Annotated in this window: 19 protein-coding genes; 9 read left to right on the forward strand and 10 right to left on the reverse strand. The window is 70.8% G+C overall.

Annotated features, from left to right (window positions below):
* Positions 1–59: 59 nt before the first annotated feature.
* Both K311_RS0108535 and K311_RS0108540 read left to right on the forward strand, forming a co-directional pair.
* The gene (locus tag K311_RS0108535) at positions 60–449 is read left to right on the forward strand and encodes an H-NS histone family protein (protein ID WP_026816960.1); all 390 of its coding nucleotides are present in this window, start codon (positions 60–62) and stop codon (positions 447–449) included.
* Positions 450–462: 13 nt separating this feature from the next.
* Positions 463–714: a hypothetical protein gene (locus K311_RS0108540; RefSeq protein ID WP_026816961.1), complete on the forward strand. Its 252-nt coding sequence runs from the start codon at positions 463–465 to the stop codon at positions 712–714.
* A gap of 108 nt (positions 715–822) precedes the next feature.
* Here K311_RS0108540 and K311_RS0108545 read toward each other — a convergent pair whose 3' ends face one another.
* Positions 823–2,082, reverse strand: a complete 1,260-nt coding sequence (locus K311_RS0108545; protein ID WP_043797424.1) for a threonine/serine exporter family protein — start codon at positions 2,080–2,082, stop codon at positions 823–825.
* A gap of 83 nt (positions 2,083–2,165) precedes the next feature.
* On the opposite strand from K311_RS0108545, the gene K311_RS0108550 reads away from it, so the two are divergent.
* From K311_RS0108550 to K311_RS0108565, 4 genes are read left to right on the forward strand one after another with little or no spacing between them, the layout of a single operon-like run.
* Positions 2,166–3,275 carry an MlaE family ABC transporter permease gene (locus K311_RS0108550; protein ID WP_026816963.1) on the forward strand — a complete coding sequence of 370 codons (1,110 nt, stop codon included), beginning with the start codon at positions 2,166–2,168 and terminating at the stop codon, positions 3,273–3,275.
* Entirely contained in the window at positions 3,269–4,093 is an 825-nt protein-coding gene (locus K311_RS0108555) for an ABC transporter ATP-binding protein (RefSeq protein ID WP_425476582.1), read from the forward strand. Before K311_RS0108550 ends, K311_RS0108555 begins: the two co-directional genes overlap by 7 nt.
* A gap of 3 nt (positions 4,094–4,096) precedes the next feature.
* Positions 4,097–5,020 carry an MlaD family protein gene (locus K311_RS0108560; RefSeq protein WP_026816965.1) on the forward strand — a complete coding sequence of 308 codons (924 nt, stop codon included), beginning with the start codon at positions 4,097–4,099 and terminating at the stop codon, positions 5,018–5,020.
* A complete protein-coding gene (locus K311_RS0108565) occupies positions 5,017–5,661 on the forward strand; it encodes an ABC-type transport auxiliary lipoprotein family protein (protein ID WP_026816966.1) in 645 nt (214 codons plus the stop codon). Before K311_RS0108560 ends, K311_RS0108565 begins: the two co-directional genes overlap by 4 nt.
* Positions 5,662–5,910: 249 nt before the next feature.
* Here the strand turns inward: K311_RS0108565 and K311_RS0108570 are convergent, their stop codons facing one another.
* Entirely contained in the window at positions 5,911–6,513 is a 603-nt protein-coding gene (locus K311_RS0108570) for an alpha-ketoglutarate-dependent dioxygenase AlkB family protein (protein ID WP_026816967.1), read from the reverse strand.
* A 19-nt stretch (positions 6,514–6,532) separates the two neighbouring features.
* A complete protein-coding gene (locus K311_RS0108575; RefSeq protein WP_026816968.1) occupies positions 6,533–7,879 on the reverse strand; it encodes an amidase in 1,347 nt (448 codons plus the stop codon).
* 91 nt (positions 7,880–7,970) lie between these two features.
* On the opposite strand from K311_RS0108575, the gene K311_RS0108580 reads away from it, so the two are divergent.
* Positions 7,971–9,611, forward strand: coding sequence for an electron transfer flavoprotein-ubiquinone oxidoreductase (locus K311_RS0108580; RefSeq protein WP_425476579.1), 1,641 nt, complete (start codon positions 7,971–7,973; stop codon positions 9,609–9,611).
* Between the two features lie 289 nt (positions 9,612–9,900).
* On the opposite strand, the gene K311_RS0108585 is transcribed toward K311_RS0108580, so the two are convergent.
* From K311_RS0108585 to K311_RS0108605, 5 genes are all read right to left on the reverse strand, one after another.
* Positions 9,901–10,746 carry an ATP-grasp domain-containing protein gene (locus K311_RS0108585; protein ID WP_211223640.1) on the reverse strand — a complete coding sequence of 282 codons (846 nt, stop codon included), beginning with the start codon at positions 10,744–10,746 and terminating at the stop codon, positions 9,901–9,903.
* 327 nt (positions 10,747–11,073) lie between these two features.
* Entirely contained in the window at positions 11,074–11,700 is a 627-nt protein-coding gene (locus tag K311_RS18765; protein WP_026816971.1) for an esterase/lipase family protein, read from the reverse strand.
* Positions 11,701–11,822: 122 nt separating this feature from the next.
* Positions 11,823–13,748 carry a sulfate adenylyltransferase subunit CysN gene (gene cysN, locus K311_RS16135; protein WP_043797427.1) on the reverse strand — a complete coding sequence of 642 codons (1,926 nt, stop codon included), beginning with the start codon at positions 13,746–13,748 and terminating at the stop codon, positions 11,823–11,825.
* Complete coding sequence (cysD, locus tag K311_RS0108600; protein ID WP_154659513.1) at positions 13,748–14,659, reverse strand: sulfate adenylyltransferase subunit CysD; 912 nt, start codon at positions 14,657–14,659, stop codon at positions 13,748–13,750. The genes cysN and cysD overlap by 1 nt, the downstream gene beginning before the upstream one ends.
* A 56-nt stretch (positions 14,660–14,715) precedes the next feature.
* A complete protein-coding gene (locus K311_RS0108605) occupies positions 14,716–16,494 on the reverse strand; it encodes an SLC13 family permease (RefSeq protein WP_026816973.1) in 1,779 nt (592 codons plus the stop codon).
* 217 nt (positions 16,495–16,711) lie between these two features.
* Here K311_RS0108605 and K311_RS0108610 point away from each other — a divergent pair, with 217 nt between their 5' ends.
* Together K311_RS0108610 and K311_RS0108615 are read left to right on the forward strand one after the other, a co-directional pair.
* On the forward strand, positions 16,712–17,458 hold the full coding sequence (locus K311_RS0108610; RefSeq protein WP_026816974.1) for an electron transfer flavoprotein subunit beta/FixA family protein: 747 nt from the start codon (positions 16,712–16,714) through the stop codon (positions 17,456–17,458).
* Between the two features lie 13 nt (positions 17,459–17,471).
* Positions 17,472–18,410, forward strand: a complete 939-nt coding sequence (locus K311_RS0108615; protein WP_026816975.1) for an electron transfer flavoprotein subunit alpha/FixB family protein — start codon at positions 17,472–17,474, stop codon at positions 18,408–18,410.
* A 163-nt stretch (positions 18,411–18,573) separates the two neighbouring features.
* Here K311_RS0108615 and K311_RS16140 read toward each other — a convergent pair whose 3' ends face one another.
* Complete coding sequence (locus K311_RS16140) at positions 18,574–19,611, reverse strand: M48 family metallopeptidase (RefSeq protein ID WP_051239783.1); 1,038 nt, start codon at positions 19,609–19,611, stop codon at positions 18,574–18,576.
* Positions 19,608–20,777 (reverse strand): YjgN family protein, encoded by a 1,170-nt coding sequence (locus tag K311_RS0108625; RefSeq protein ID WP_051239785.1) that lies wholly within the window; start codon positions 20,775–20,777, stop codon positions 19,608–19,610. Before K311_RS0108625 ends, K311_RS16140 begins: the two co-directional genes overlap by 4 nt.
* Positions 20,778–20,780: the final 3 nt, after the last annotated feature.

Raw genomic sequence — 20,780 nt, forward strand, 5'->3', positions numbered from 1 at the left:
CCGGGCGGCTACCATCGCGGCATCGGCGCACCGCGCCCCTGCATCCACGAGGATTCGCCATGCCCATCGACGTCACCGGCCTGTCGGCCAAGGAACTGCAGACCCTGATCGCCAAGGCCACCGCCCGCCGCAAGGCGCTGGCCAAGCGCAAGCCGGTCGCCGAAGTGCGGCGCAAGCTGGTGTCGCTGGCGAAGGCCGAGGGCTACAGCGTCGACGAACTGTTCGGCACCTCGCGCATGGTCCGCGAGAAGGCCGGCGTGCCGGCGCGCAAGGTGCCGGCGAAGGCCGCGGCGCCCAAGGGCCCGAAGAAGGGCGCGAAGGTCGAGCCGAAGTACCGCAATCCCGCCAATCCCGAGCAGACCTGGGCCGGCCGCGGCATGCCGCCGAAGTGGCTGCAGGCCGAACTGGCGCAGGGCCGCAAGCTCGAGGACTTCCTGATCAACAAGTGAGCCGGAGACGCCGATGTTCCGCATTTCGCTCAAGGGTAGCCGCACCACGCTCGGCGACATCGGCGAGGCCGACCTGAAGATCCTGGTCGACCAGTTCGAGGAAGAGCACTCGAACGACCGCGACTACTTCGTCAACGCCGACTCCCTGCAACTGCTGGTCGAGGCCGGCATCAGCCCGGACTTCGCCGACATGCTGCGCATCGCGCTGGCCAATGCCGGCGCCGGCGACGGCGACGGCATCGACATCGTCTGGCAGCGCGTCTGACCCACGCCTGCAGGATCGCCATCTGTAGGAGCGGCTTCAGCCGCGATGCTGCTGTCTTCGCGCGGCAGCGCGAAAATCATCGCGGCTGAAGCCGCTCCTACAGGGTGTTCAGAGGTTGCGGCGCGAGGGGACGAGCAGGTTGCCGAACAGCAGCCCCGCGACGATCGCGATCAGCGCCGAGACCAGCAGGAAGGCGGTGTCGAGGCCGAGGAAGACATCGCGTTCCATCACGAAGCTCAGGCTGCGGAAGCCGACCGAGCCGGGCACCAGCAGGATGATGCCGGGCACGCGGATCAGGGCACCGGGGCGGTTCGCCCAGCGGCCGTAGGCATTGCTGACCACCGCGATGCCCATCGCCGCGAAGAAGGCGCCGCCGGCGAAGCTGGTGCTGGCCAGGCCGAGCCATTCGCCGCCGACGCGGGTCAGCGCGTAGCCGAGCAGCACCGCCGCCATCACCAGCAGGAAATCGCGGCGCGCGGCCTTGAACAGCACCGCGAACGCGAACGCCGCCACCAGCGACGCGATGATCTCCGCCACCGGCCCCAGCGGCTGCGGCGGCGCTTCCTGCACCTGCCAGCCGAACAGCCGCACCAGCTGCATGCCGGCGACGGTGCCGAAGGTGAGCTTGAGCAGGATCATCAATGCGCCGGCGAAGCGCGCCGTGCCCGAAACCAGTTGCTGGCTCGACAGCTCGCTGACCGCATTGGTCAGCATCAGGCCGGGCATCAGCACGATCAGTGCGGCGACGATCGCCGTCTTCAGCGACAGCGGCACCAGGAAGGTCGCGATCGCCGCCGCCGCGATCGTCGCGACCAGCGCGGCGATCGCCTCCAGCGCCTCCATCAGCTGCGGCCGGCCGGCGCCGAGCACCGCCAGCGCGCCGGTGACCAGACCGGCGACGCAGGCGGTCATGAGGGTCGGCAGGCCGCCGCCGAGCAGCACCGCCACCGCCGCCGCGGACAGGCCGAAGCAGGCGATGTCGAGCAGGCGCGAGCGCTTCGCCGGCACGCCGTCGAGCGCACGCAGCGCCGCATGGCCGTCGACCGGGGCCATCCGCCCGGCCAGCACGTCCTCGGCGATCGCGTCGGCGGCGGCGAGCAGGCCCAGGTCCTGTTCGCCCGGCTGCAGGCGGATGACCCGGGTGATGCCGTTCTGCTGGCCACGCACCGGATCGGCGAAGCTGAGGATCAGGCCGGTCGGGTTCGACCACACCTCGCATTCCAGGCCCAGGCGCGAGGCGACACCGGCCACCGCGCCTTCCAGTCGCTGCGCGGTGGTGCCGTAGGTGTGCAGGCGGGCCGCCAGTTCGGCGACGAACGCGGCACGCGCTTCGTAGGTCGCCTGGCTGATGAGGACGGGAGCGGTCATGGCCGGCAAGCATCGCAGAAAAACGCGGCCGGCTTCACCGCACGACGATGCACGCGGGCCCCGGTCGCGGCTATCCTCGGCGCATGAGCGAACGCCCGAGCATGGAACCCAGCGACAGCCATCCCGGCATCCTGGTCGCCGGCGGCGAATGGACGCTGGTGCACTCGCAGCAGATGCTCGAACTGCTCGAGCACGCGCCCGACGCGGCACTGGACATCGACGGCCGCGACATCACCCGGCTCGACTCGGCCGGGGCGATGATGCTGTCGCGCTACGCGGTGCGGGTGGGCCTCGGCCTGGCCACGGTCGAGGTGCAGCCGAAGTTCCAGCCGCTGACCGGCACCGTGCAGGCGATCTGCGAGAACCCGCGCAAGCCGAAGGTCCGCAACTTCGGCCTGAAGGACATGCTGGCGCGCATGGGCTACGCGGTCGACGACTACACGCGCGAAGTCCTGGCCCTGATCGGCTTCCTCGGCCTGACCCTGACCACCGCCGCCGGCGCCCTGTTCAACCCGCGCCGCCTGCGCGTCACCCCGACCGTGCACCACATGGAACAGGTCGGCCTCGACGCGGTGCCGCTGGTGATGCTGCTGAGCTTCATGGTCGGCTGCGTCATCGCCTTCCTCGGCGCGACGGTGTTGCGCGACTTCGGCGCCGAGATCTTCGTCGTCGAGCTGGTCGCGATCGCCTTCCTGCGCGAATTCGCCGTGCTGCTGACCGCGATCCTGCTGGCCGGCCGCACCGCCAGCGCGTTCACCGCGCAGATCGGCGCGATGCAGACCGGCGAGGAGATCGACGCGATCCGCACCCTCGGCCTCGACCCGATCGAACTGCTCGTGCTGCCGCGCCTGTTCGCGCTGCTGGTGATGCTGCCGCTGCTGACCTTCCTGGCGATGATGGCCGGCATCGTCGGCGGCATGGCGGTGTCGATGGCCAGCCTCGACATCACCTACGAGATGTACCTGTCGCGCCTGCACGAGATGGTCGACATCCGCCATTTCTGGGTCGGCCTGTCGAAGGCGCCGATCTTCGCCTCGGTGATCGCCCTGATCGGCTGCCTCGAGGGCTTCCAGACCCAGGGCACCGCGCAGTCGGTCGGCGAGCGCACGACTTCGAGCGTGGTGCAGACGATCTCGCTGGTGATCCTGCTCGACGCCTTCGCGGCGATGTTCTTCCTGGAGATGGACTGGTGAGCGCCACCGCCCAGGCCGTGTCCGCCGAGGGCATCGACCACGGCGCCCCGGCGATCCGGGTGCGCGGCCTGCGCAACGTCTTCGGCAGCCAGGTGGTGCACGACGGCGTCGACCTCGACGTTCAGCGCGGCGAGATCATCGGCGTGGTCGGCGGCTCCGGCACCGGCAAGTCGGTGCTGATGCGGGCGATCCTCGGGCTGCGGCCGCCGCAGGGCGGCACCATCGAGGTGCTCGGCGTCGACGCGCTGTCCGAGCGCGCCCGCGAGGAGGGCGTCATCGAGCGCAACACCGGCGTGCTGTACCAGAACGGCGCCCTGTTCTCCTCGCTGACCGTGCAGGAGAACGTGGCGGTGCCGCTGAAGGAGCACTACCCGGACCTGCCGGCCGACATGATCGACGACCTGGCGATGCTGAAGATCCGCATGGCCGGCCTCGACGAGAACGCGGCGCCGAAACTGCCCTCGCAGCTCTCCGGCGGCATGCGCAAGCGCGCCGGCATCGCCCGCGCGCTGGCGCTGGACCCGGCCCTGCTGTTCCTCGACGAACCCACCGCCGGCCTGGATCCGATCGGCGCCGCCGCCTTCGACGAGCTGATCCGCACGCTGCAGCGGGCGCTGGGGCTCACGGTGTTCCTGATCACCCACGACCTGGACACGCTGTACACGATCTGCGACCGCGTCGCGGTGCTCGCCGACCGCCGGATGGTGATCGCGGCGCCGCTGCCCGAGGTCGAGAAGTTCGACCACCCCTGGGTGCAGGAATATTTCCACGGCCCGCGCGGACGTGCCGCGCAGGACGCGAAGGACAGAGGACGCTGACGCATGGAAACACGGGCCAACCACGTACTGATCGGCGCGTTCACGCTGCTGGTCTGCGTCGCCGCGGTGCTGTTCGCACTGTGGGCCGCGAAGTACACCAGCGAACGCACGTACGAGGAGTACGACGTCGTGTTCACCGAGGCCGTCACCGGCCTGAGCGTCGGCAGCCAGGTGCTCTACAGCGGCATCAGCGTCGGCGCGGTGCGCGAGCTGTCGCTGATGAAGGACGACCCGCGCAAGGTCGTCGCGCGCATCCGCCTCGCCGCCGACACGCCGGTGCGCACCGACACCAAGGCGAAGCTGTCGGTGACCGGCCTGACCGGCACCACGGTGATCCAGCTGACCGGCGGCAGCCCCGGCGCGCCGATCCTCGACGGCGGCCGCGGCCGCGAGGTGCCGGTGATCGCCAGCGAGCCCTCGGCGCTGCAGAACATCGCCCAGACCGCCAACGAGATCGTCGACCGGGTGAACCAGCTGCTCAGCGAGGACAACATCGCCCGCGTCACCCGCACCCTCGACCAGCTCGACCAGATCACCGGCACCATCGCCGCGGAGAAGGACGAGATCGCCCAGCTGCTGCGCAACGCGCGCGAAGCCACCGACCGCCTGAACACCACCCTGGCCAGCGCCGACCGCACGATCAACGGCGTCGACGCCAACCTCGTGCAGCAGCTGCCGGCGCTGATGGAGAAACTGGACCGCACGCTGGCGTCGCTGGAATCGGCGAGCGGCAACCTCGACGGCATCCTGAGCGACAACCGCGAGGCGATCGGCGACTTCGCCCAGGACGGCCTCGGCCAGGTCGGCCCGACCATGCGCCAGCTGCGCTCGCTGATCCGCGAGCTCGACGACCTCGTCGAGCGCATCGACAGCAACCCCGCCGGCGTGATCCTCGGCCGCGAACAACCGGAAGAGTTCGAACCATGACCCTGCGCAAAACGCTCCTCGCCCTCGCCGCCGCGACGGCGCTGACCGCCTGCGGTTCGATCGGCGGCCCGAAGATCGCGATCAAGGTCTACGACCCGGAGACGCAGGTGCGCGTCGACCCGTCGTGGCCGCAGGTCGACTGGTCGCTGACCGTCGGCACCACCGCCGGCATCGAGGCGCTGGACTCGGTGCGCATCGCCGTACGGCCGACACCGCACGAACTGCAGGCCTACAAGGGCGCCGCCTGGGCCGACACCGCGCCGGACCTGCTGCGCGCGGCGCTGGTCGAAGCCTTCGAGGACTCGGGAAAGATCGCCGCGGTCGGCCGCTGGGGCGGCGGCACGGGTGGCGAACGCAGCGACTTCTCGCTGGTGCTGGAGGTGCGCGCCTTCGAGACCGACTACGGGCGCGGGGCTCCGGAAGCGGTGATCGAGGTGCAGGCGCGCCTGAACCACCGCCGCGGCGAAGGCTTCGCGACCCGCCGCTTCCGTCAGGCCGTCGCCGGAACCAGCCCGCAGATTCCCGACATGGTCGCCGCATTCGGCGAGGCGCTGTCGGCCCTGTCCACGGACGTCGTCGGCTGGACCCTGACCGAAGGCGAGAAGCTGAGGAACGAGGAACGAGGAACGCGGAACCCGTAGGAGCGGCTTCAGCCGCGATCCCTACCCACTCGCGCGGAGCGTTCCATCCCGCTCGAAAGAAACGGCAAGTAATGGATAGCAAATAGGAAATAGCGGGCGGGGCAGCCGCGTCCTGGCGAAACGTCCCGACCCGCCGCGACGCTCGCTATTTCCTGCTTCTTATCCACTACTTGCCTTCAAGGTTCCGTCCTTCAGGTTCCGCCCTTCGGGGCCCGCGCCGAAGGCGCGGGATCGCGGCTGAAGCCGCTCCTACGGGGTCACGGAGCGGAAGGTCAGATTCACCCGCTCCCCCACCGGACGCGCCGTCTTCGGCAGCGCGTGCTGCCAGTAGCGCTGCGTGTCGCCCGCCATCAGCAGCAGGCTGCCGGGCGGGAGTTCGAGTTCGAACTTTTCCGTCGATGCGCGTTCTCCGCGCCGCGGCCGGCGCCGGAACACGAAACGGCGCGGCGCGCCGAGGCTCAGCGAGGCGATCACCGGCCGCGGCCCGAGTTCGGGTTCGTCGTCGGCATGCCAGCCCATGCCGTCGCGGCCGTCGCGATAGCGGTTGGCCAGCACACTGTTCATGCGGGTGCCGACGGCGGCATCGATGCGCGGCCGCAGCGCCGCCAGCGCCGGCGGCCAGGGATGCGGCTCGAAGCGGGTTCCCGAATACACGTAGCCGGTGCCGGGATCGCCGATCCAGCAACTCAGCCGCGGCGAGTCGACGTCGCGGCCGAACAGGCGGATGCGGTGCACGTGCCAGGGCACCTCGCGCCGCAACGCCGTCAGCAGCGCGTCGGCCGCGTCGACCGCCAGCCAGTGCGGGGCGAAGCGGACGTCGGCGTCGGCGAGCGGCAGCGGGACGAACGCCATCGACCCGGCGCCGCCGGACTCACTCGCCGGTATCGGCGACCGACGCGATGATGCCGCCGAGCTCGAGCAGGCGCAGATCGCTGCCGGGTTCGCCGACGAGCTGCAGGCCGAGACCGCCGGGCAGCGGCAGCTGCAGCGCCGGGCAACCGGCCAGGGAGGCGAGCGCGGTCAGGTCGGCGAGGTTGCGCGGCTCGGCGACGTCGGCCGCCGGCGGCGCGCTGGCGACGGTCGGCAGCAGCAGCACGTCGAAGCGCTCGAACAGTTCACGCACCCGCACGATGTGCTCGTCGAGGCGGTGGTTCGCGGCGGCGTAGTCGACCGCGGACCGGCGGGCTGCGAAAGCGAGCAGGCCGCGCAGCGGCGCCGAGGCCTGGTCGAGGCGTTCGCCGTAGGTGGCGAGCAGCTCGGCTTCCATCAGCAGCAGCGCCGCCCGCCGGGTCGCGGCGACGTCGAGCGGGGCGACGTCCATCGCCACCGGCAGGGCACTGCCGAACACCGGCGCGACCCGCGCCATCACCGCCTCGAAGCCGGCGATGACATCGGGATCGACGCCGAGCACGTCGAGATCGGCGACCACGCCGGCCTTCAGCTGGCCCGGGGTCCAGTCCGGCGGTGCCAGCGGCACCCGCCGCTTGCGCGAGCGCGGATCGGCGGCGTCGTAGCCCTGCAGCACCGGCAGCAGCAGGCCGGCGTCCTGTACCGCGCGCACGATCAGGCCGGGGGTGTCGAGCCGGCGCAGGCCGGCGGCGAGGCCGCGGCAGCTGAGTTCGGCGAAGGAAGGTTTCAGCGCCACCAGACCGCAGAAGGCGGCCGGAATGCGCGCACCGCCGAGGGTGTCGCCGGCGAGCGCCGCGGCGGCATGCCCAGCCGCCAGCGCGGCGGCGGCGCCACCGGAGGAGCCGCCCGCCAGCCGCCCCGGATGGGCCGGATTGGCGATGTCGCCGGCATGCGGATTGCGGCCGCTGGCCCCGAAACCGGCTTCATCGACTGCCGTTTTGCCGAGGATCACCGCGCCGGCGCCCCGCAGGCGGGCGACGACATGCGCGTCTTCGCTCGCCACTGGGGCCGCGCCCGGCAGGCCGACGGCGGTCGGCATGCCGGCCACGTCGAACAGGTCGGACACCGCCACCGGCACGCCGTCGAGACGGCCGAGCGGCTGGCCCTGGGCGCGGCGGGCGTCGCTGGCCCGCGCCGCCGCGAGCGCAGCGTCGGCATCGACGTGGCTCCAGGCATTCAGGCCGGCATCGGCGGCGATCGCGTCCAGGCAGGCGGCGGTCAGCGCCTCGCTGCCGACCTCGCCGCGTGCCAGCGCATGCAGCACGCGGTACAGCGGACTCTGGCGCAGGGCGTCGGGGCTGGCGCTCATTCGGATTCGAGGGTTTGCGGGGGTTTCACGCAGTGTCCTTGATTGCCCGTGCGGCGGCAAACCGCGACAATTCCGCACCCGAGCGTATGGAGTGCAGCACGTGAGCGAACCGCGGGATGTCATGGAGTACGACGTCGTCACCGTCGGTGCCGGCCCGGCCGGACTCGCGTTCGCGATCCGCCTGAAGCAGCTGCGCCCCGACCTGTCGGTCTGCGTGATCGAGAAGGCCTCGACGGTCGGCGCCCACATTCTGTCAGGCGCGGTGATCGAGCCGCAGCCGCTCGACGCCCTGCTGCCCGGCTGGCGCGACAACCCGCCGCCGGTCTGCGTACCGGCCGGCGAGGACGAGTTCTGGTTCCTGACGAAGACCGGCGGCACGAAGTTCCCGTTCGTGCCGCCGCAGATGCGCAACCACGGCAACTTCATCGTCAGCCTCGGCGCGCTCTGCGCGTGGCTGGCGCCGCAGGCGGAGGCGCTCGGCGTCGAGATCTATCCCGGCTTCGCCGCCGCCGAGACCCTGCACGACGCCGGCGGCCGGGTCACCGGCGTGCGCATCGGCGACATGGGCGTCGCGAAAGACGGTTCGCACAAGCCCGGTTATACCCAGGGCATCGACATCCAGGCGAAGCTGACGGTGCTCGCCGAGGGCGCCCGCGGCCATCTGACCAAGCGCCTGATCCGCAAGTTCGAACTCGACCGCGACAGCGATCCGCAGAACTGGTCGATCGGCATCAAGGAACTCTGGCAGCTGCCGCCGGGCCGCGTGCAGCCCGGCAAGATCGTGCACAGCATGGGCTGGCCGGCAGACAGCCACACCTACGGCGGCAGCTTCCTCTACCACCTGGACGGCGACCGCGTCGCGATCGGCTACGTGAGCGGCCTCGACTACCGCGACCCGAACTACCAGCCCTACGAAGCCTTCCAGCAGTGGAAGCACCACCCGCATGTGAAGCCGCTGCTCGAGGGCGGCACCATCCTCAGCGCCGGCGCGCGCGCGATCGTCACCGGCGGCTGGCAGTCGCTGCCGAAGGTCGAAATGCCCGGCGCCCTGCTGATCGGCGACACCGCCGGCCTGCTCAACGTGCCGAAGGTGAAGGGCACCCACCAGGCGATGCGCAGCGGCATGCTCGCCGCCGAGCACGTCGCCGCGCAGAAGGCGGACGACGGCGCGCTGGACAGCACCGGCTTCGACGCCGCGCTGCGCGCCTCGCCGGCGATGGCCGAGCTGCGCAAGGTTCGCAACATCAAGCCGGGCTTCAAGAAGGGCTTGTGGTTCGGCCTGGTCAACTCGGCCTGGGAAACCGCCACCGCCGGCCTGTCGCCGTGGACCTGGAAGTGCAAGGCCGACTGGAGCGCGCTGGAAAAGCTCGGCGAGGCCGAGCAGCCGAAGCGCGACTACGTCGAGCGCACGCTCGCCCCGCGCGACCGCCTCGCCGGCGTCTACTTCGCGGCGACCGAGCACGACGAGGACCAGCCGGTGCACCTGATCGTCCGCGACACGAACGTCTGCGTGACCCGCTGCGCCGAGGAATACGGCAATCCCTGCACGCGCTTCTGCCCGGCGAACGTCTACGAGATCGTGCCGGAGCCGGCGGCGCCGACCGGCAAGCGGCTGCAGATCAATGCGGCGAATTGCGTGCACTGCAAGACCTGCGACATCAAGGACCCCTACCAGATCATCGACTGGGTGACGCCCGAGGGCGGCTCCGGGCCGAACTACCAGAACCTCTAGTTCGCGGGTTCGCGGCCTCGTTTCCGACGGACGGCACCGCCGTGGTTTCGGGTCGGGTGCGGACGAGCGCCTTGCGTGGCGATCGGGTCGTTCGTCTGGTTCCGGTTCACCGATCCTTGGCGCGCGCTCGCCTGAGCGCGTCGGCCGGATTCGCGGCGATCTGGTCGCAATACCGCGCCTGCGGCGCGGGCCTCGAGGCACGTGTGGCGACTTCCGCCACCTCCAGCAAGTACTACGCGGGCCTGCGCCGCGGGCGGCGGACCCTGTTCCGAGTACGGTTCTCGGGCGTCTACACGCTTTCGAGCCGCCTCCGGAGCGAGAGCGCGAAGCGGGCAGCAGCCCCGGGGGCCCAGGGCAGGAAGACGGAGGGCTCGGTGAGCTCGAGTTCGAGGAGCTGCGGCCCGTCTTCGGAAGGGAGGAGATCCACCCGCGCGTACGCCAGCGGCCCACCCGGAATCGCCGCGAGCACGCGCTCGCCGACCGCCAGCTCTTCGGCCGAGGGCGTGCGGGCCTGGATGCGTTCCCCGCCGGCCGGCGCGCCGGGGGCGCCGCCGCGCTGCAGCAGCGGTTCCTTGCGGATCGCGTGGCTGAATTCGCCGTCGAAGTAGACCAGCGCCGTCTCGCCGAGGCGGTCGACGCCGTCCAGGTAGGGCTGCACCAGCACATGCCGCTCCTCCGCCAGCAGCGCCGCGGCATGGGCGGTCGCCGCATCACGCTCGGCGCGGACGAAGCGGCGGGCGTCGCGCGAACCGGCGCCGACCGTCGGCTTCACCACGAACTCGTCGTGGTCGGGCATCGTCGCCGGATCCTCGCCCGGGGCGAGATAGAAGCGGCCGATCACCGGCAGGCCCTGCGCGGCGAGCTCGCCGAGATAGCGCTTGTCGGTGTTCCAGCGCACGACCGCAGGCGGATTCCACAGCCGCGTCTTCGTGGCCACGGTCTCGCACCAGGCGAGGAATTCCGGCAGCCGGTCGATGTAGTCCCAGGTCGAGCGCAGCACGGCGGCGTCGTAGCGCGCCCAGCTCACGGTCGGGTCGTCCCAGGCGCGCACTTCGGCAGTGATGCCGGCTTCGGTGCACGCGGGCACCAGGTGGGCCAGGTCGTCATCCCGGCCGTACGACGCAATCGCAGTCACCAGCGCAATCTTCATTCCCCAAGTGTCGGCCACCCCGCGCGCTGCCGCCACCCCGGTCCGCCGGCTCGAGCGCTCGAGGACGGACGGATCCGCGCCGCAGGGTGCCCTCTGCCTCCGCGGAGCCTTGATGTCGGCAGAAGTGCCCCACTATGGCGCGTCACCGCCGTGGAACGGTGTCGAGGCTCCGGAACGCGGGACGACGGCGGACGGGATGGTTTGGCCGTGGGGGCCTGCGCCAGCGGCGCAGGGTATTTCCACCCGGGTCGCGCCGCGGCTGGCCGACGCGCTCAGGCGCCAGAACGCGATCTCCCGACCGCGGCCATCGGTTCACCGGTCCCGCGCCACGTAACGGCCGGCGGCGGGATCGAAGTGCAGGGTCGTGGCGACGTCGCGGGTAGCGGTGGTCACTTCGCCGCAGCTGCGCGCCTCGCGCAGCAGGACGTCGTCGCGGCGCAGGGTCAGCGCGACCACCGGCACGAAACCGGCGCCGGCGGCGTCGCCATCGTCGACGAAGGGCGGGCGCGGGGCGCCGTCGTCGGTGTCGGTCGCGTCGTCGGGAACGCGGCGCGGCACCCGCTGCGCGGGCGTGTACGCGGCGCCGCCCAGCAACGTGCGCCAGCTCGCCTCGCCGTCGCCGGCGGCGACCTCGCCGGGAATCGCGGGCGGCTCGGGTTCGACCGGCGGATGTTCGAATCCGCCCTCGCGCAGGTAGCGCAGCGTCTGCGCGATCACCGCCTCGTCGCGCATCAGGAACGGGTGGCTGACCGGCACCACGAGGAAGTCGCGCATGCCCTCGAGGCGGGCGCTGGCGACCGACACCTTGCCGTCGTCGTCGGGGATCGCCTGCGTGGTCGACGGATAGCCGATGTTGCAGACGCGCCAGCCGGCCGATTCCAGCGCCTTCGCCATCGGCCGCATCGACGCCGGCGAGCGCGCGAGGCCGTGCAGCAGCACGACGACTGGCGGAACTGCGGGTCCTCGCCGTCGGCCCAGTCGACGGTTTCGCTGAAGACGGTGAGGTAGCGCTGGTGGCAGGCGTCGCAGCCGCGATCGGTTGCCGTCGCGGCCACGCGGCCTCACCCCAGCAGATGCCGGACGATGCGCTCGGCCATCTGCTCGGCGCTTTCCTCGCCGGCGCGCAGGTGGATCTCCGGCTGCTCCGGCGCCTCGTAGGGCGAGTCGATGCCGGTGAAGTTGCGGATCTGGCCGGCCCGCGCCTTCGCGTACAGGCCCTTGACGTCGCGCTGCTCGGCGACCTCGATCGGGGTGTCGACGAAGACCTCGAGGAATTCGTCTTCCGCGAACAGTTCCCGCGCCATCTCGCGCTCGGCGCGGAACGGCGAAATGAAGCTCACGAGCACGATCAGGCCGGCGTCGCACATCAGCTTGGCGACCTCGGCGACGCGGCGGATGTTCTCGACGCGGTCCTCGTCGGTGAAGCCGAGGTCCTTGTTGAGGCCGTGGCGGACGTTGTCGCCGTCGAGGATGTAGGTGTGGTGACCCATCGCATGCAGGCGCTTGTCGACGAGGTTGGCGATCGTCGACTTGCCGGCGCCGGACAGGCCGGTGAACCACAGGCAGCGCGGCTGCTGGCCCTTGAGCCTGGCGCGCGCGGTCTTGTCGACCTCGAGGTGCTGCCAGTGGATGTTGGCGGCGCGGCGCAGCGCGAAGTCGAGCGTGCCGGCGGCGACGGTGGCATTGGTCTGCCGGTCGATCAGCACGAAGGCGCCCATCTGCCGGTTCTTCGCGTACGGCTCGAAGGCGATCGGCTGGTCGAGGCCGAGATTGCAGTAGGCGACCTCGTTGAGGTCCAGGTGCTTCGCCGCGAGCTCGGCCTGGGTGTTCACGTCGATCTTGTGCTTGATCTCGGTGACCTGGGCGGTGACGGTGCGGGTGCCGATCTTCAGCCAGTACGGGCGGCCCGGCAGCAGCGGCGCGTCGCTCATCCACAGCAGGTGGGCGGCGAACTGGTCGGCCACTTCGGCCGGATCCGCGGCGGCGGCGATCACGTCGCCGCGGCTGACGTCGATCTCGTCCTCGAAGGTCAGCACCACCGGGCGGCCGCGATGGGCGCGCGCGAGGTCGCCGTCGGCGGTGACGATGCGGGCGATCTTCGAACGCCGGCCCGAGGGCAACACGACGACCTCGTCGCCGGGCGCGACCTGGCCGGCGACGATGGTGCCGGCGAAGCCGCGGAAGTTCTGGTTCGGGCGGCAGACCCACTGCACCGGCAGGCGCAGGCCGAGGCCGTCGTCGTCGCGGGCGGTGTCGACCGACTCCAGGTGGTGCAGCAGCGTCGGGCCCTCGTACCACGGCATCGCGGTGGAGCGCTCGAGCATGTTGTCGCCCTTCAGCGCCGACAGCGGGATCGCCTGCACCTGCGGGATGCCGAGCTGGGCGGCCAGCGCGCGGTAGCCCTCGGCGATCCCGTCGAACACCGCCTGGTCGTAGCCGACCAGGTCCATCTTGTTCACCGCCAGCAGCACGTGGCGGATGCCGAGCAGCGAGACGATGTAGCTGTGCCGGCGCGTCTGCGTCAGCAGGCCCTTGCGCGCGTCGACCAGCACCACGGCGAGGTCGGCGGTGGACGCGCCGGTGGCCATGTTGCGGGTGTACTGCTCGTGGCCTGGGCAGTCGGCGACGATGAACTTGCGCTTCTCGGTGCTGAAGTAGCGGTAGGCGACGTCGATCGTGATGCCCTGCTCGCGTTCGGCGGCGAGGCCGTCGACCAGCAGCGCGAAGTCGATCTCGCCGTTCTGGGTGCCGTGGCGCTGGCTGTCCTTCTCCAGCGCGGCCAGCTGGTCGTCGAACAGCAGCTTGGTGTCGTGCAGCAGGCGGCCGATCAGCGTGCTCTTGCCGTCGTCGACGCTGCCGCAGGTGATGAAGCGCAGCAGGCCCTTGGTCTCGTGCTGCTGCAGGTAGGCGGCGATGGTGGCGGCGTGGTCCGCGGCCCCGGTATCCGTCGACGTGTGCTCGGCGGCGGTCGTCGTTTCGGTGTTCATCAGAAGTAGCCCTCCTGCTTCTTCTTCTCCATCGACGCGGTCGGATCGTGGTCGATCACGCGCCCCTGGCGTTCGGAGGTGGTGGCGACCAGCATCTCGGCGATGATCGCCTCGAGGGTGTCGGCATCGGATTCGATCGCGCCGGTCAGCGGGTAGCAGCCGAGCGTGCGGAAGCGCACCTGGCGCATCCGCGCCGTCTCGCCCTCGCGCAGCGGTAGGCGCTCGTCGTCGACCATGATCAGGGCGCCGTCGCGCTCGACCACCGGACGCTCGCGCGCGAAGTACAGCGAAGGCACCGGGATCTTCTCGCGAAAGATGTAGAGCCACACGTCCAGTTCGGTCCAGTTCGAGATCGGGAAGACGCGCACGCTCTCGCCCTTGTGGATGCGCGTGTTGTACAGGTCCCACAGCTCCGGACGCTGGTTCTTCGGATCCCAGCGGTGCTGTGCGCTGCGGAACGAGAACACGCGCTCCTTGGCGCGCGACTTCTCCTCGTCGCGGCGGGCGCCGCCGATCGCGGCGTCGAAGCCCCACTTGTCCAGCGCCTGCTTCAGGCCCTGGGTCTTCATCACGTCGGTGTGCACGGTGGCGCCGTGGGTGATCGGGCCGATGCCCTGCGCCAGGCCTTCGGGGTTGGTCCAGGTACGCAGTTCCACCCCGGTCTCGCGCGCGCGCTGGTCGCGGAACGCGATCATCTCGCGGAACTTCCAGCCGGTGTCGACGTGCAGCAGCGGGATCGGCGGCTTCGCCGGATGGAAGGCCTTCACCAGCAGGTGGAGCAGGACCGAGCTGTCCTTGCCGACCGAGTACAGCATGACCGGATTGATGAACTCGGCGGCGACCTCGCGGAGGATGTGGATGCTCTCGGCCTCGAGCCGGTCGAGATGGGATTGCCGTTGCGGGTCGATCATCATGTCCAGTCGGGTTTCGAGGTTCATGTGAGCCTGATTGTACGGGGAGTGGGGGGTCAAAACGGCCAGGCGCGGGGAATCGCCCAGAGGACGGTGATCCCCACCACGAGCGACATCGGGGTGCCGACGCGGATGTAGTCCAGGAAGCGGTAACCACCGGGACCATAGACCATCAGGTTGGTCTGGTACCCGATCGGCGTGATGAAACCGCAGGAGGCCCCGACCATCACGGCCATGATGAAGGGCATCGGATCGACGCCGAGCTGCTGCGCCGCCGCCATGCCGATCGGGAACATCAGCACCGCGGCGGCGTTGTTCGTCAGCAGCTCCGTGAAGGCCACCGCCATCACGTAGATCGCCACCAGCGTCCAGAAGGGGTCGGAGGCCGTGAAGCCGCGCAGCTGTGTGGCCACCGCGTCGGCGACGCCGGTGTGGTCCACCGCGGCCCCGAGTGCGAACGAGCAGGCGATCACCGCGAGCAGGCGCAGGTCGATGCTGCGCCGCAGCTCACCGAGGCTGACGCAGCGGCCGACCAGCACCAGCACCGCGGCGACCGTCACCGACGTGAGGATGTCGGCACCGAACACCGAATTGGCGACGATCATTCCGACCAGGATCGCCAGCGTCGCGGTGGCGCGCGGGCGGTCGATCGCCGGCTCGCCGTCGATCAGGCTGGCGACGAGGAAATCCGGGGAATTGCCCCAGCGGCCCATGAACTCGGGACCGGCCTCGACCAGCACGGTGTCGCCGGCCTGCAGCACGACGTCGCCCGGCTTGGCCTGCACGCGCCGGCCCTGGCGCGACACCGCGATGACGACGGCCTCGTAGTGATTGCGGAATGCGGACTCGCGCAGGTTCCGGCCGACCGCCGGCGAGAACGGGCTCAGCACCAGCTCGACCAGATGGCGGCTGCCGGCCACGCTGCCGAGCTTGAACACCTGGTCGGTGGCCGGGCGGAGGCCGTCGATCCGGCGCAGTTCGCGGATCGCGTCGGTGATCCCGACGAAGACCAGCCGGTCACCGGCGTTCAGCACCGTGTCCGGGGCGACCGCCGCCAGCAGCTCGCCCTCGCGCGCCAGCTCGACCAGGAACGAGCCCTCCAGGTGACGCAGGCCGGCGTCGTCGACGGTGCGGCCGACCAGCCGGCCACCGGGTTCGACCAGCATCTCGACCGCGAACTCGCAGGTCTCGGCCCGCGCCGCTTCCAGCGCAGAGCGCCGGGTCGGCAGCAGCCAGCGGCCGAGTGTCGACAGGTACAGCACGCCGACCAGCACCGCCGGCAGGCCGACCCAGAACGGGTCGAAAAGCTTCAGCGGCGGCAGGCCCTGGGCGACCACCAGGCCGGCGACGATCAGGTTCGTGCTGGTTCCGATCAGGGTCATCGTGCCGGCGACGATCGTCGCGTAATTCATCGGCAGCAGCAGCCGGGACGCAGGAATGCCGGTGCGCCGGCTCCACTGCTCGATCGCCGAGATCATCGTGGCGACCAGCGGGGTGTTGTTGATGAAGCCGCTGAGGGCCGAGGTGATCGCCGTCATCCGCAGGCTCACCCGTACCTCGCTGCTCGGCGGCCCCAGCACCAGCGCGCCGATCCAGCGGATCGCGCCGGTGGTCTTCAGCGCCGCGACCAGCACGAACAGCACCGCGACCGTCAGCACGCCGGGATTCCAGAAACCCGCCAGCGCCTGCACCGGCGTCAGCACGCCACTCGCCATCAGCACGACCACGGCGCCGGCGAGCACCACGTCGGGTTTGAAGCGTTCCCACAGCAGCAGCGCGAGCGTCGCCGCGACGACACCGACCGTCAGCCATCCCTGCCAGGCGAGCTCCGTCACGTTCGCATCCGCTTCCGGCCCTCCCGCGCGCCAGCGTCTCCGGGGCAGCCCCCGGTCGATCGAGCGGGCGATTCTAGCCGAGGCGGCGTCGGCCCCCGCCACCCCCGGGACCGGGCCCGGGGGCGCGGGATGGGCCGGAACCGCCAAGCGGGCTAAAATGTCGGACTTTCTCCCGCGGGCGCCCTGCGCCGTCCCGCAGCCCAGCAGAGGACACCCCATGAAGATTCTGGTCGGTTACAAGCGGGTCGTGGACTACAACGTCCGCATCCAGGTGAAGCCCGACGGCTCCGGCGTGGTCACCGACGGCGTGAAGCTGTCGCCGAACCCGTTCGACGACATCGCCCTCGAGGAAGCCCTGCGCCTGCGCGACAAGGGCATCGCCACCGAGGTCGTGGTCGCGACGATCGCCCCCGCCGACGCCCAGCCGCACCTGCGCAACGGCCTGGCGATGGGCGCCAACCGCGCCATCCACGTCGTCGCCGATGGCCCGGTGCAGCCGCTGACCGCGGCGCGCGCGCTGTTGAAGCTGGTCGAGAAGGAGCAGCCGCAGCTGGTCCTGCTCGGCAAGCAGGCGATCGACGACGACGCCAACCAGACCGGGCAGATGCTGGCCACCCTGTGGGGCCGCCCGCAGGCGACCTTCGCCAGCAAGCTCGAGGTCGCCGGCGACAAGGCCACCGTGACCCGCGAGGTCGACGCCGGTCTGGAGACCCTCGAGGTCGATCTGCCGGCCGTGGTCACCACCGACCTGCGCCTCAACGAACCGCGCTTCATCAAGCTGCCGGACATCATGAAGGCCAAGAGCAAGCCGCTGGAGACGATCCCGTTCGCCGACCTCGCGGTCGAGAGCGGCGACCACCTCACGACCGGCAGGCACGCGCCGCCGCCGAAGCGCAGCAAGGGCGTGATGGTGAAGGACGTCGCCGAGCTGGTCTCGGCGCTGCGCGCCAAGGGCCTGGTGTAAGGAGCCGATGACAATGACCAAGATCCTGATCGTCGCCGAACACCTCGACGGCAAGCTCAATTCCGCCACCGCCCGCTGCGTGGCCTGCGCGCAGGCGATCGCCGGCGCCGAGATCCACGTCGCCGTGCTGGCCGACGCCCCCGATGCGGTCGCCGCCCAGGCCGCCCAGCTCGCCGGCGTCGCGAAAGTGCTGAGCGTCGCCAACCCGGCCAATGCGCATCCGATCGCGCAGGTGCTGGCGCCGCAGGTCGCGAAGCTGGCGGCCGGCTATACGCACGTGTTCGGCCCCTCGACCACCTTCGGCAAGGACCTGATGCCCTGCGTCGCCGCCCTGCTCGGCGTCGCCCAGGTCTCGGACGTGATGGCGGTCGACGGCGCCTACGCCTTCAAGCGGCCGATCTATGCCGGCAACGCGATCGTCGACGTCACCGCGCCGGAAGGCCAGACCGTGGTCGCCACCGTGCGCACCGCGTCCTGGCCGGCGGTCGGCACCGGTGGCAGCGCCGCGGTCGAGGCCGCGTCGGTCGACGCCGCGCTGCCGACCCACACCCGCTTCGTCGGCCTGCAGCAGGGCAAGAGCGACCGCCCGGACCTGCAGAGCGCGCCGAAGGTCGTTTCCGGCGGCCGCGCCGTCGGTTCGGCCGAGGGCTTCAAGGTGATCTATTCGCTCGCCGACAAGCTCGGCGCCGCCGTCGGTGCCTCGCGCGCCGCGGTCGACGCCGGCTACGTGCCGAACGAGCTGCAGGTCGGCCAGACCGGCAAGATCATCGCCCCGGAGCTGTACATCGCGGTCGGCATCAGCGGTGCGATCCAGCACCTCACCGGCATCAAGGACGCGGGCACGATCGTCGCCATCAACAAGGATCCGGAGGCGCCGATCTTCGAGATCGCCGACTTCGGTCTCGTCGGCGACCTCTTCACCCTCCTCCCGGATCTCGAAGCCGCGCTCTGATCCTTCCGGCTTCTTGCGCGAAACAACGGCCGCCACGCGCGGCCGTTGTCTTTTCCAGCCGCCGGGCGCTTGCGTACTCGGACGCCGGTGCGCGTGTTTCCTTTCCGGAAAACGAACGCGCAGCCGCCGGCAAGCCCGCGAAAGCACCCACGCGTTCGAAGCCTCAGTCGGAGGACGAAGCGGCAGCGCGGGCCGCGGCGATTCGGGCAGGGGTCGGGGGATGGGTGGAGAGATAGCCCATGGGGCCTTCGCCGTCCCCCTTCCGCCCCGGCGCATGGTGATCGGCCATGCGCTCCATGATCGTCGCGAAATGCTCCGGCGAGATGCCGACGTCGCGCAGGCGGACGAAGGCGAAGGTGTCGGCTTCGGTTTCGTGGTCGCGCGAGAATCCGGTCTGCAGCAGCAGGGTCGGCACCGAGACCGACAGCGAGCCGGCGCCGCTGACGTCGCCGAACATGAAGCCGATCACCACCAGCACCGCCGAGTCCTCGAGGGCGCCGCGCAGGCCGTGGCGGTGTTCGTGGTGGCCGGCTTCGTGCGCGAGCACCGCCAGCAGTTCCTCGTCGCGTTCGGCCAGTTCGACCAGCTGGTCGGTCATCAGGATCTGCCCGCCGGGCAGCGCGAAGGCGTTCGGGCCGATCGCCGCGGCGTAGCGGAAGTCGAGCCGGTAGTCGGCCTCGCGCGGCAGGCCGGCGACCAGTTCGGCGAAGCGGTCCTGCAGCGCCGCCCGCCGCTCGGCCGGCAGCCGGCTCGGGCGCAGCTGCAGGTCGACGATCGCCAGCGCGTGGTCGCCGATCTGCCGTTCGACCGCAGGCGGAATCAGCGGCGCCACCCGCACCGCCATCCACGGCAGGCCGATGGTGAAGAACAGCACCGCGCCGACCGCGGTCAGCAGGCCCGAGGCGAGCGCGACGAGGCGGCGGCCTTCGAGCCAGTGCGCCCAGCGTTCGACGCGGTCGCGGCGCGGCAGCCAGTCATCGAGCAGCGGCGAGTCGTCGAGGTGCACCTGGCCCTGACCCGGCACGGTCAGGATGCGTTCCATCCGCCCGAGCCGCGGGCTGAGCTCGAGCTGGCGGACGTCGAACTCGTGCGTCTGCGCATGCGCGGCGAGGCGCAGCCGCCCGGGCGCCGGCTGGCTCAGCCGGACCGGCTGCGGACGGCTGCTGCGGCCGTCGAACCAGGTGCCGGGGAGTTCGCTCACAGGCCGATGTCCATGCCCATGTCGAGGGCGTCGACGAGCTCCGCCCCGGCCGCGCCCTCGCGCTGCGTGCGTTCGGCGCCGAAGGAATCCAGGCCGCCGTAGACCCACACGGCCATGTGCGCGGCGCGGTACTTCGCCAGCCGCACCATCGCCCACGGCACCGCCAATCCGAGGCTCAGCACGATCAGCACGCCGTTGCTGGCGAGGATCCAGATCATGTCGCGGGCGCGCAGCGAGGACTCGAAGCGGTGCGGGCCGAGGCTCGTCGCGTTCCACATCAGGTTCGTGTACTTCGTGCGCAGGTAGACCGGGATCGCCAGGAACGCGAGGTAGACCAGCGCGATCGGCGCGACCATCAGCGCGATCGCCAGGTCGGACGGTCCCTTGCCGGCGCCGTCGCCGCCGATCGCGACGCCGAGCAGTGCGCCGGCGAACACCGCCAGCAGCATCACCAGATAGGCCGTGAAGGCCAGGCCGATCGAGATCAGGAACGGGATGTAATAGGCGCCGAGATCGCCGTGGAAGGCGAAGCGCAGGCCGCCGAAACGGTGACCGCGCACCATGTAGTCGTGCTGGCCCATCCGCACCCAGGGCATCAGCAGGCCGAATGTGAACAGCTGCGCGAGCGGCCTGAACAGGAAGGCGACGTAGGACTCGTACACGCCGTCGACGAAGCGGAAACGCAGCCCGCGCCAGGCCGAATAGCGGGCGCGGAAGCGCAGCGCCCGCTGCACGACCCACGGCAGCAGCAGCATCACCAGCGCCGCGAGCGGCAGCCACAGCACAAACAGCTGGAAGTGCCAGCTCAGGCCGAGGGCGATCACGACCGCATAGGCGATCAGCCGGCCGTAGAGGATCGGCAGCGGTTTGGCGAGGTATTCGAAGGGCGTGCCGGCGACGCGGGTGTTGCCGTAGAAGTAGCGCTCGGTGCGCACCTTCGCCCAGGCCGAATAGATGCCCAGCGTCAGCACGGTCAGCACCAGGTTGACGAACCAGATGCCGAAGAACTCGCTGGCGCGGCCGGTGAACACCAGCCCGTGCCGGACCGGCGGCAGCGGCGGCAACGGCGGCGGTGGCAGCGGTGGCGGCCCGACCGGCGGCACCTGCGGCGGCACCGGCGCCCAGACGTCGGCACCGCCCGCGGCGCCAATGGTTTCGATCTGCATGTT

The sequence above is a fragment of the Arenimonas composti TR7-09 = DSM 18010 genome (assembly GCF_000426365.1).
In the GTDB taxonomy this organism is placed as follows: Bacteria; Pseudomonadota; Gammaproteobacteria; order Xanthomonadales; family Xanthomonadaceae; genus Arenimonas; species Arenimonas composti.

Excerpts from the sequence above, each read along its gene's own strand:
- K311_RS0108570 (WP_026816967.1), bottom strand. The coding sequence starts at position 6,513 with ATGGCGTTCGTCCCGCTGCCGCTCGCCGACGCCGACGTCCGCTTCGCC.
- K311_RS0108540 (WP_026816961.1), top strand. The coding sequence starts at position 463 with ATGTTCCGCATTTCGCTCAAGGGTAGCCGCACCACGCTCGGCGACATC.
- K311_RS0108615 (WP_026816975.1), top strand. The coding sequence starts at position 17,472 with ATGACCAAGATCCTGATCGTCGCCGAACACCTCGACGGCAAGCTCAAT.
- K311_RS0108560 (WP_026816965.1), top strand. The coding sequence starts at position 4,097 with ATGGAAACACGGGCCAACCACGTACTGATCGGCGCGTTCACGCTGCTG.
- K311_RS0108535 (WP_026816960.1), top strand. The coding sequence starts at position 60 with ATGCCCATCGACGTCACCGGCCTGTCGGCCAAGGAACTGCAGACCCTG.
- K311_RS0108610 (WP_026816974.1), top strand. The coding sequence starts at position 16,712 with ATGAAGATTCTGGTCGGTTACAAGCGGGTCGTGGACTACAACGTCCGC.
- K311_RS0108550 (WP_026816963.1), top strand. The coding sequence starts at position 2,166 with ATGAGCGAACGCCCGAGCATGGAACCCAGCGACAGCCATCCCGGCATC.
- K311_RS0108575 (WP_026816968.1), bottom strand. The coding sequence starts at position 7,879 with ATGAGCGCCAGCCCCGACGCCCTGCGCCAGAGTCCGCTGTACCGCGTG.
- K311_RS0108545 (WP_043797424.1), bottom strand. The coding sequence starts at position 2,082 with ATGACCGCTCCCGTCCTCATCAGCCAGGCGACCTACGAAGCGCGTGCC.
- K311_RS0108565 (WP_026816966.1), top strand. The coding sequence starts at position 5,017 with ATGACCCTGCGCAAAACGCTCCTCGCCCTCGCCGCCGCGACGGCGCTG.
- K311_RS0108625 (WP_051239785.1), bottom strand. The coding sequence starts at position 20,777 with ATGCAGATCGAAACCATTGGCGCCGCGGGCGGTGCCGACGTCTGGGCG.
- cysD (WP_154659513.1), bottom strand. The coding sequence starts at position 14,659 with ATGATCGACCCGCAACGGCAATCCCATCTCGACCGGCTCGAGGCCGAG.
- cysN (WP_043797427.1), bottom strand. The coding sequence starts at position 13,748 with ATGAACACCGAAACGACGACCGCCGCCGAGCACACGTCGACGGATACC.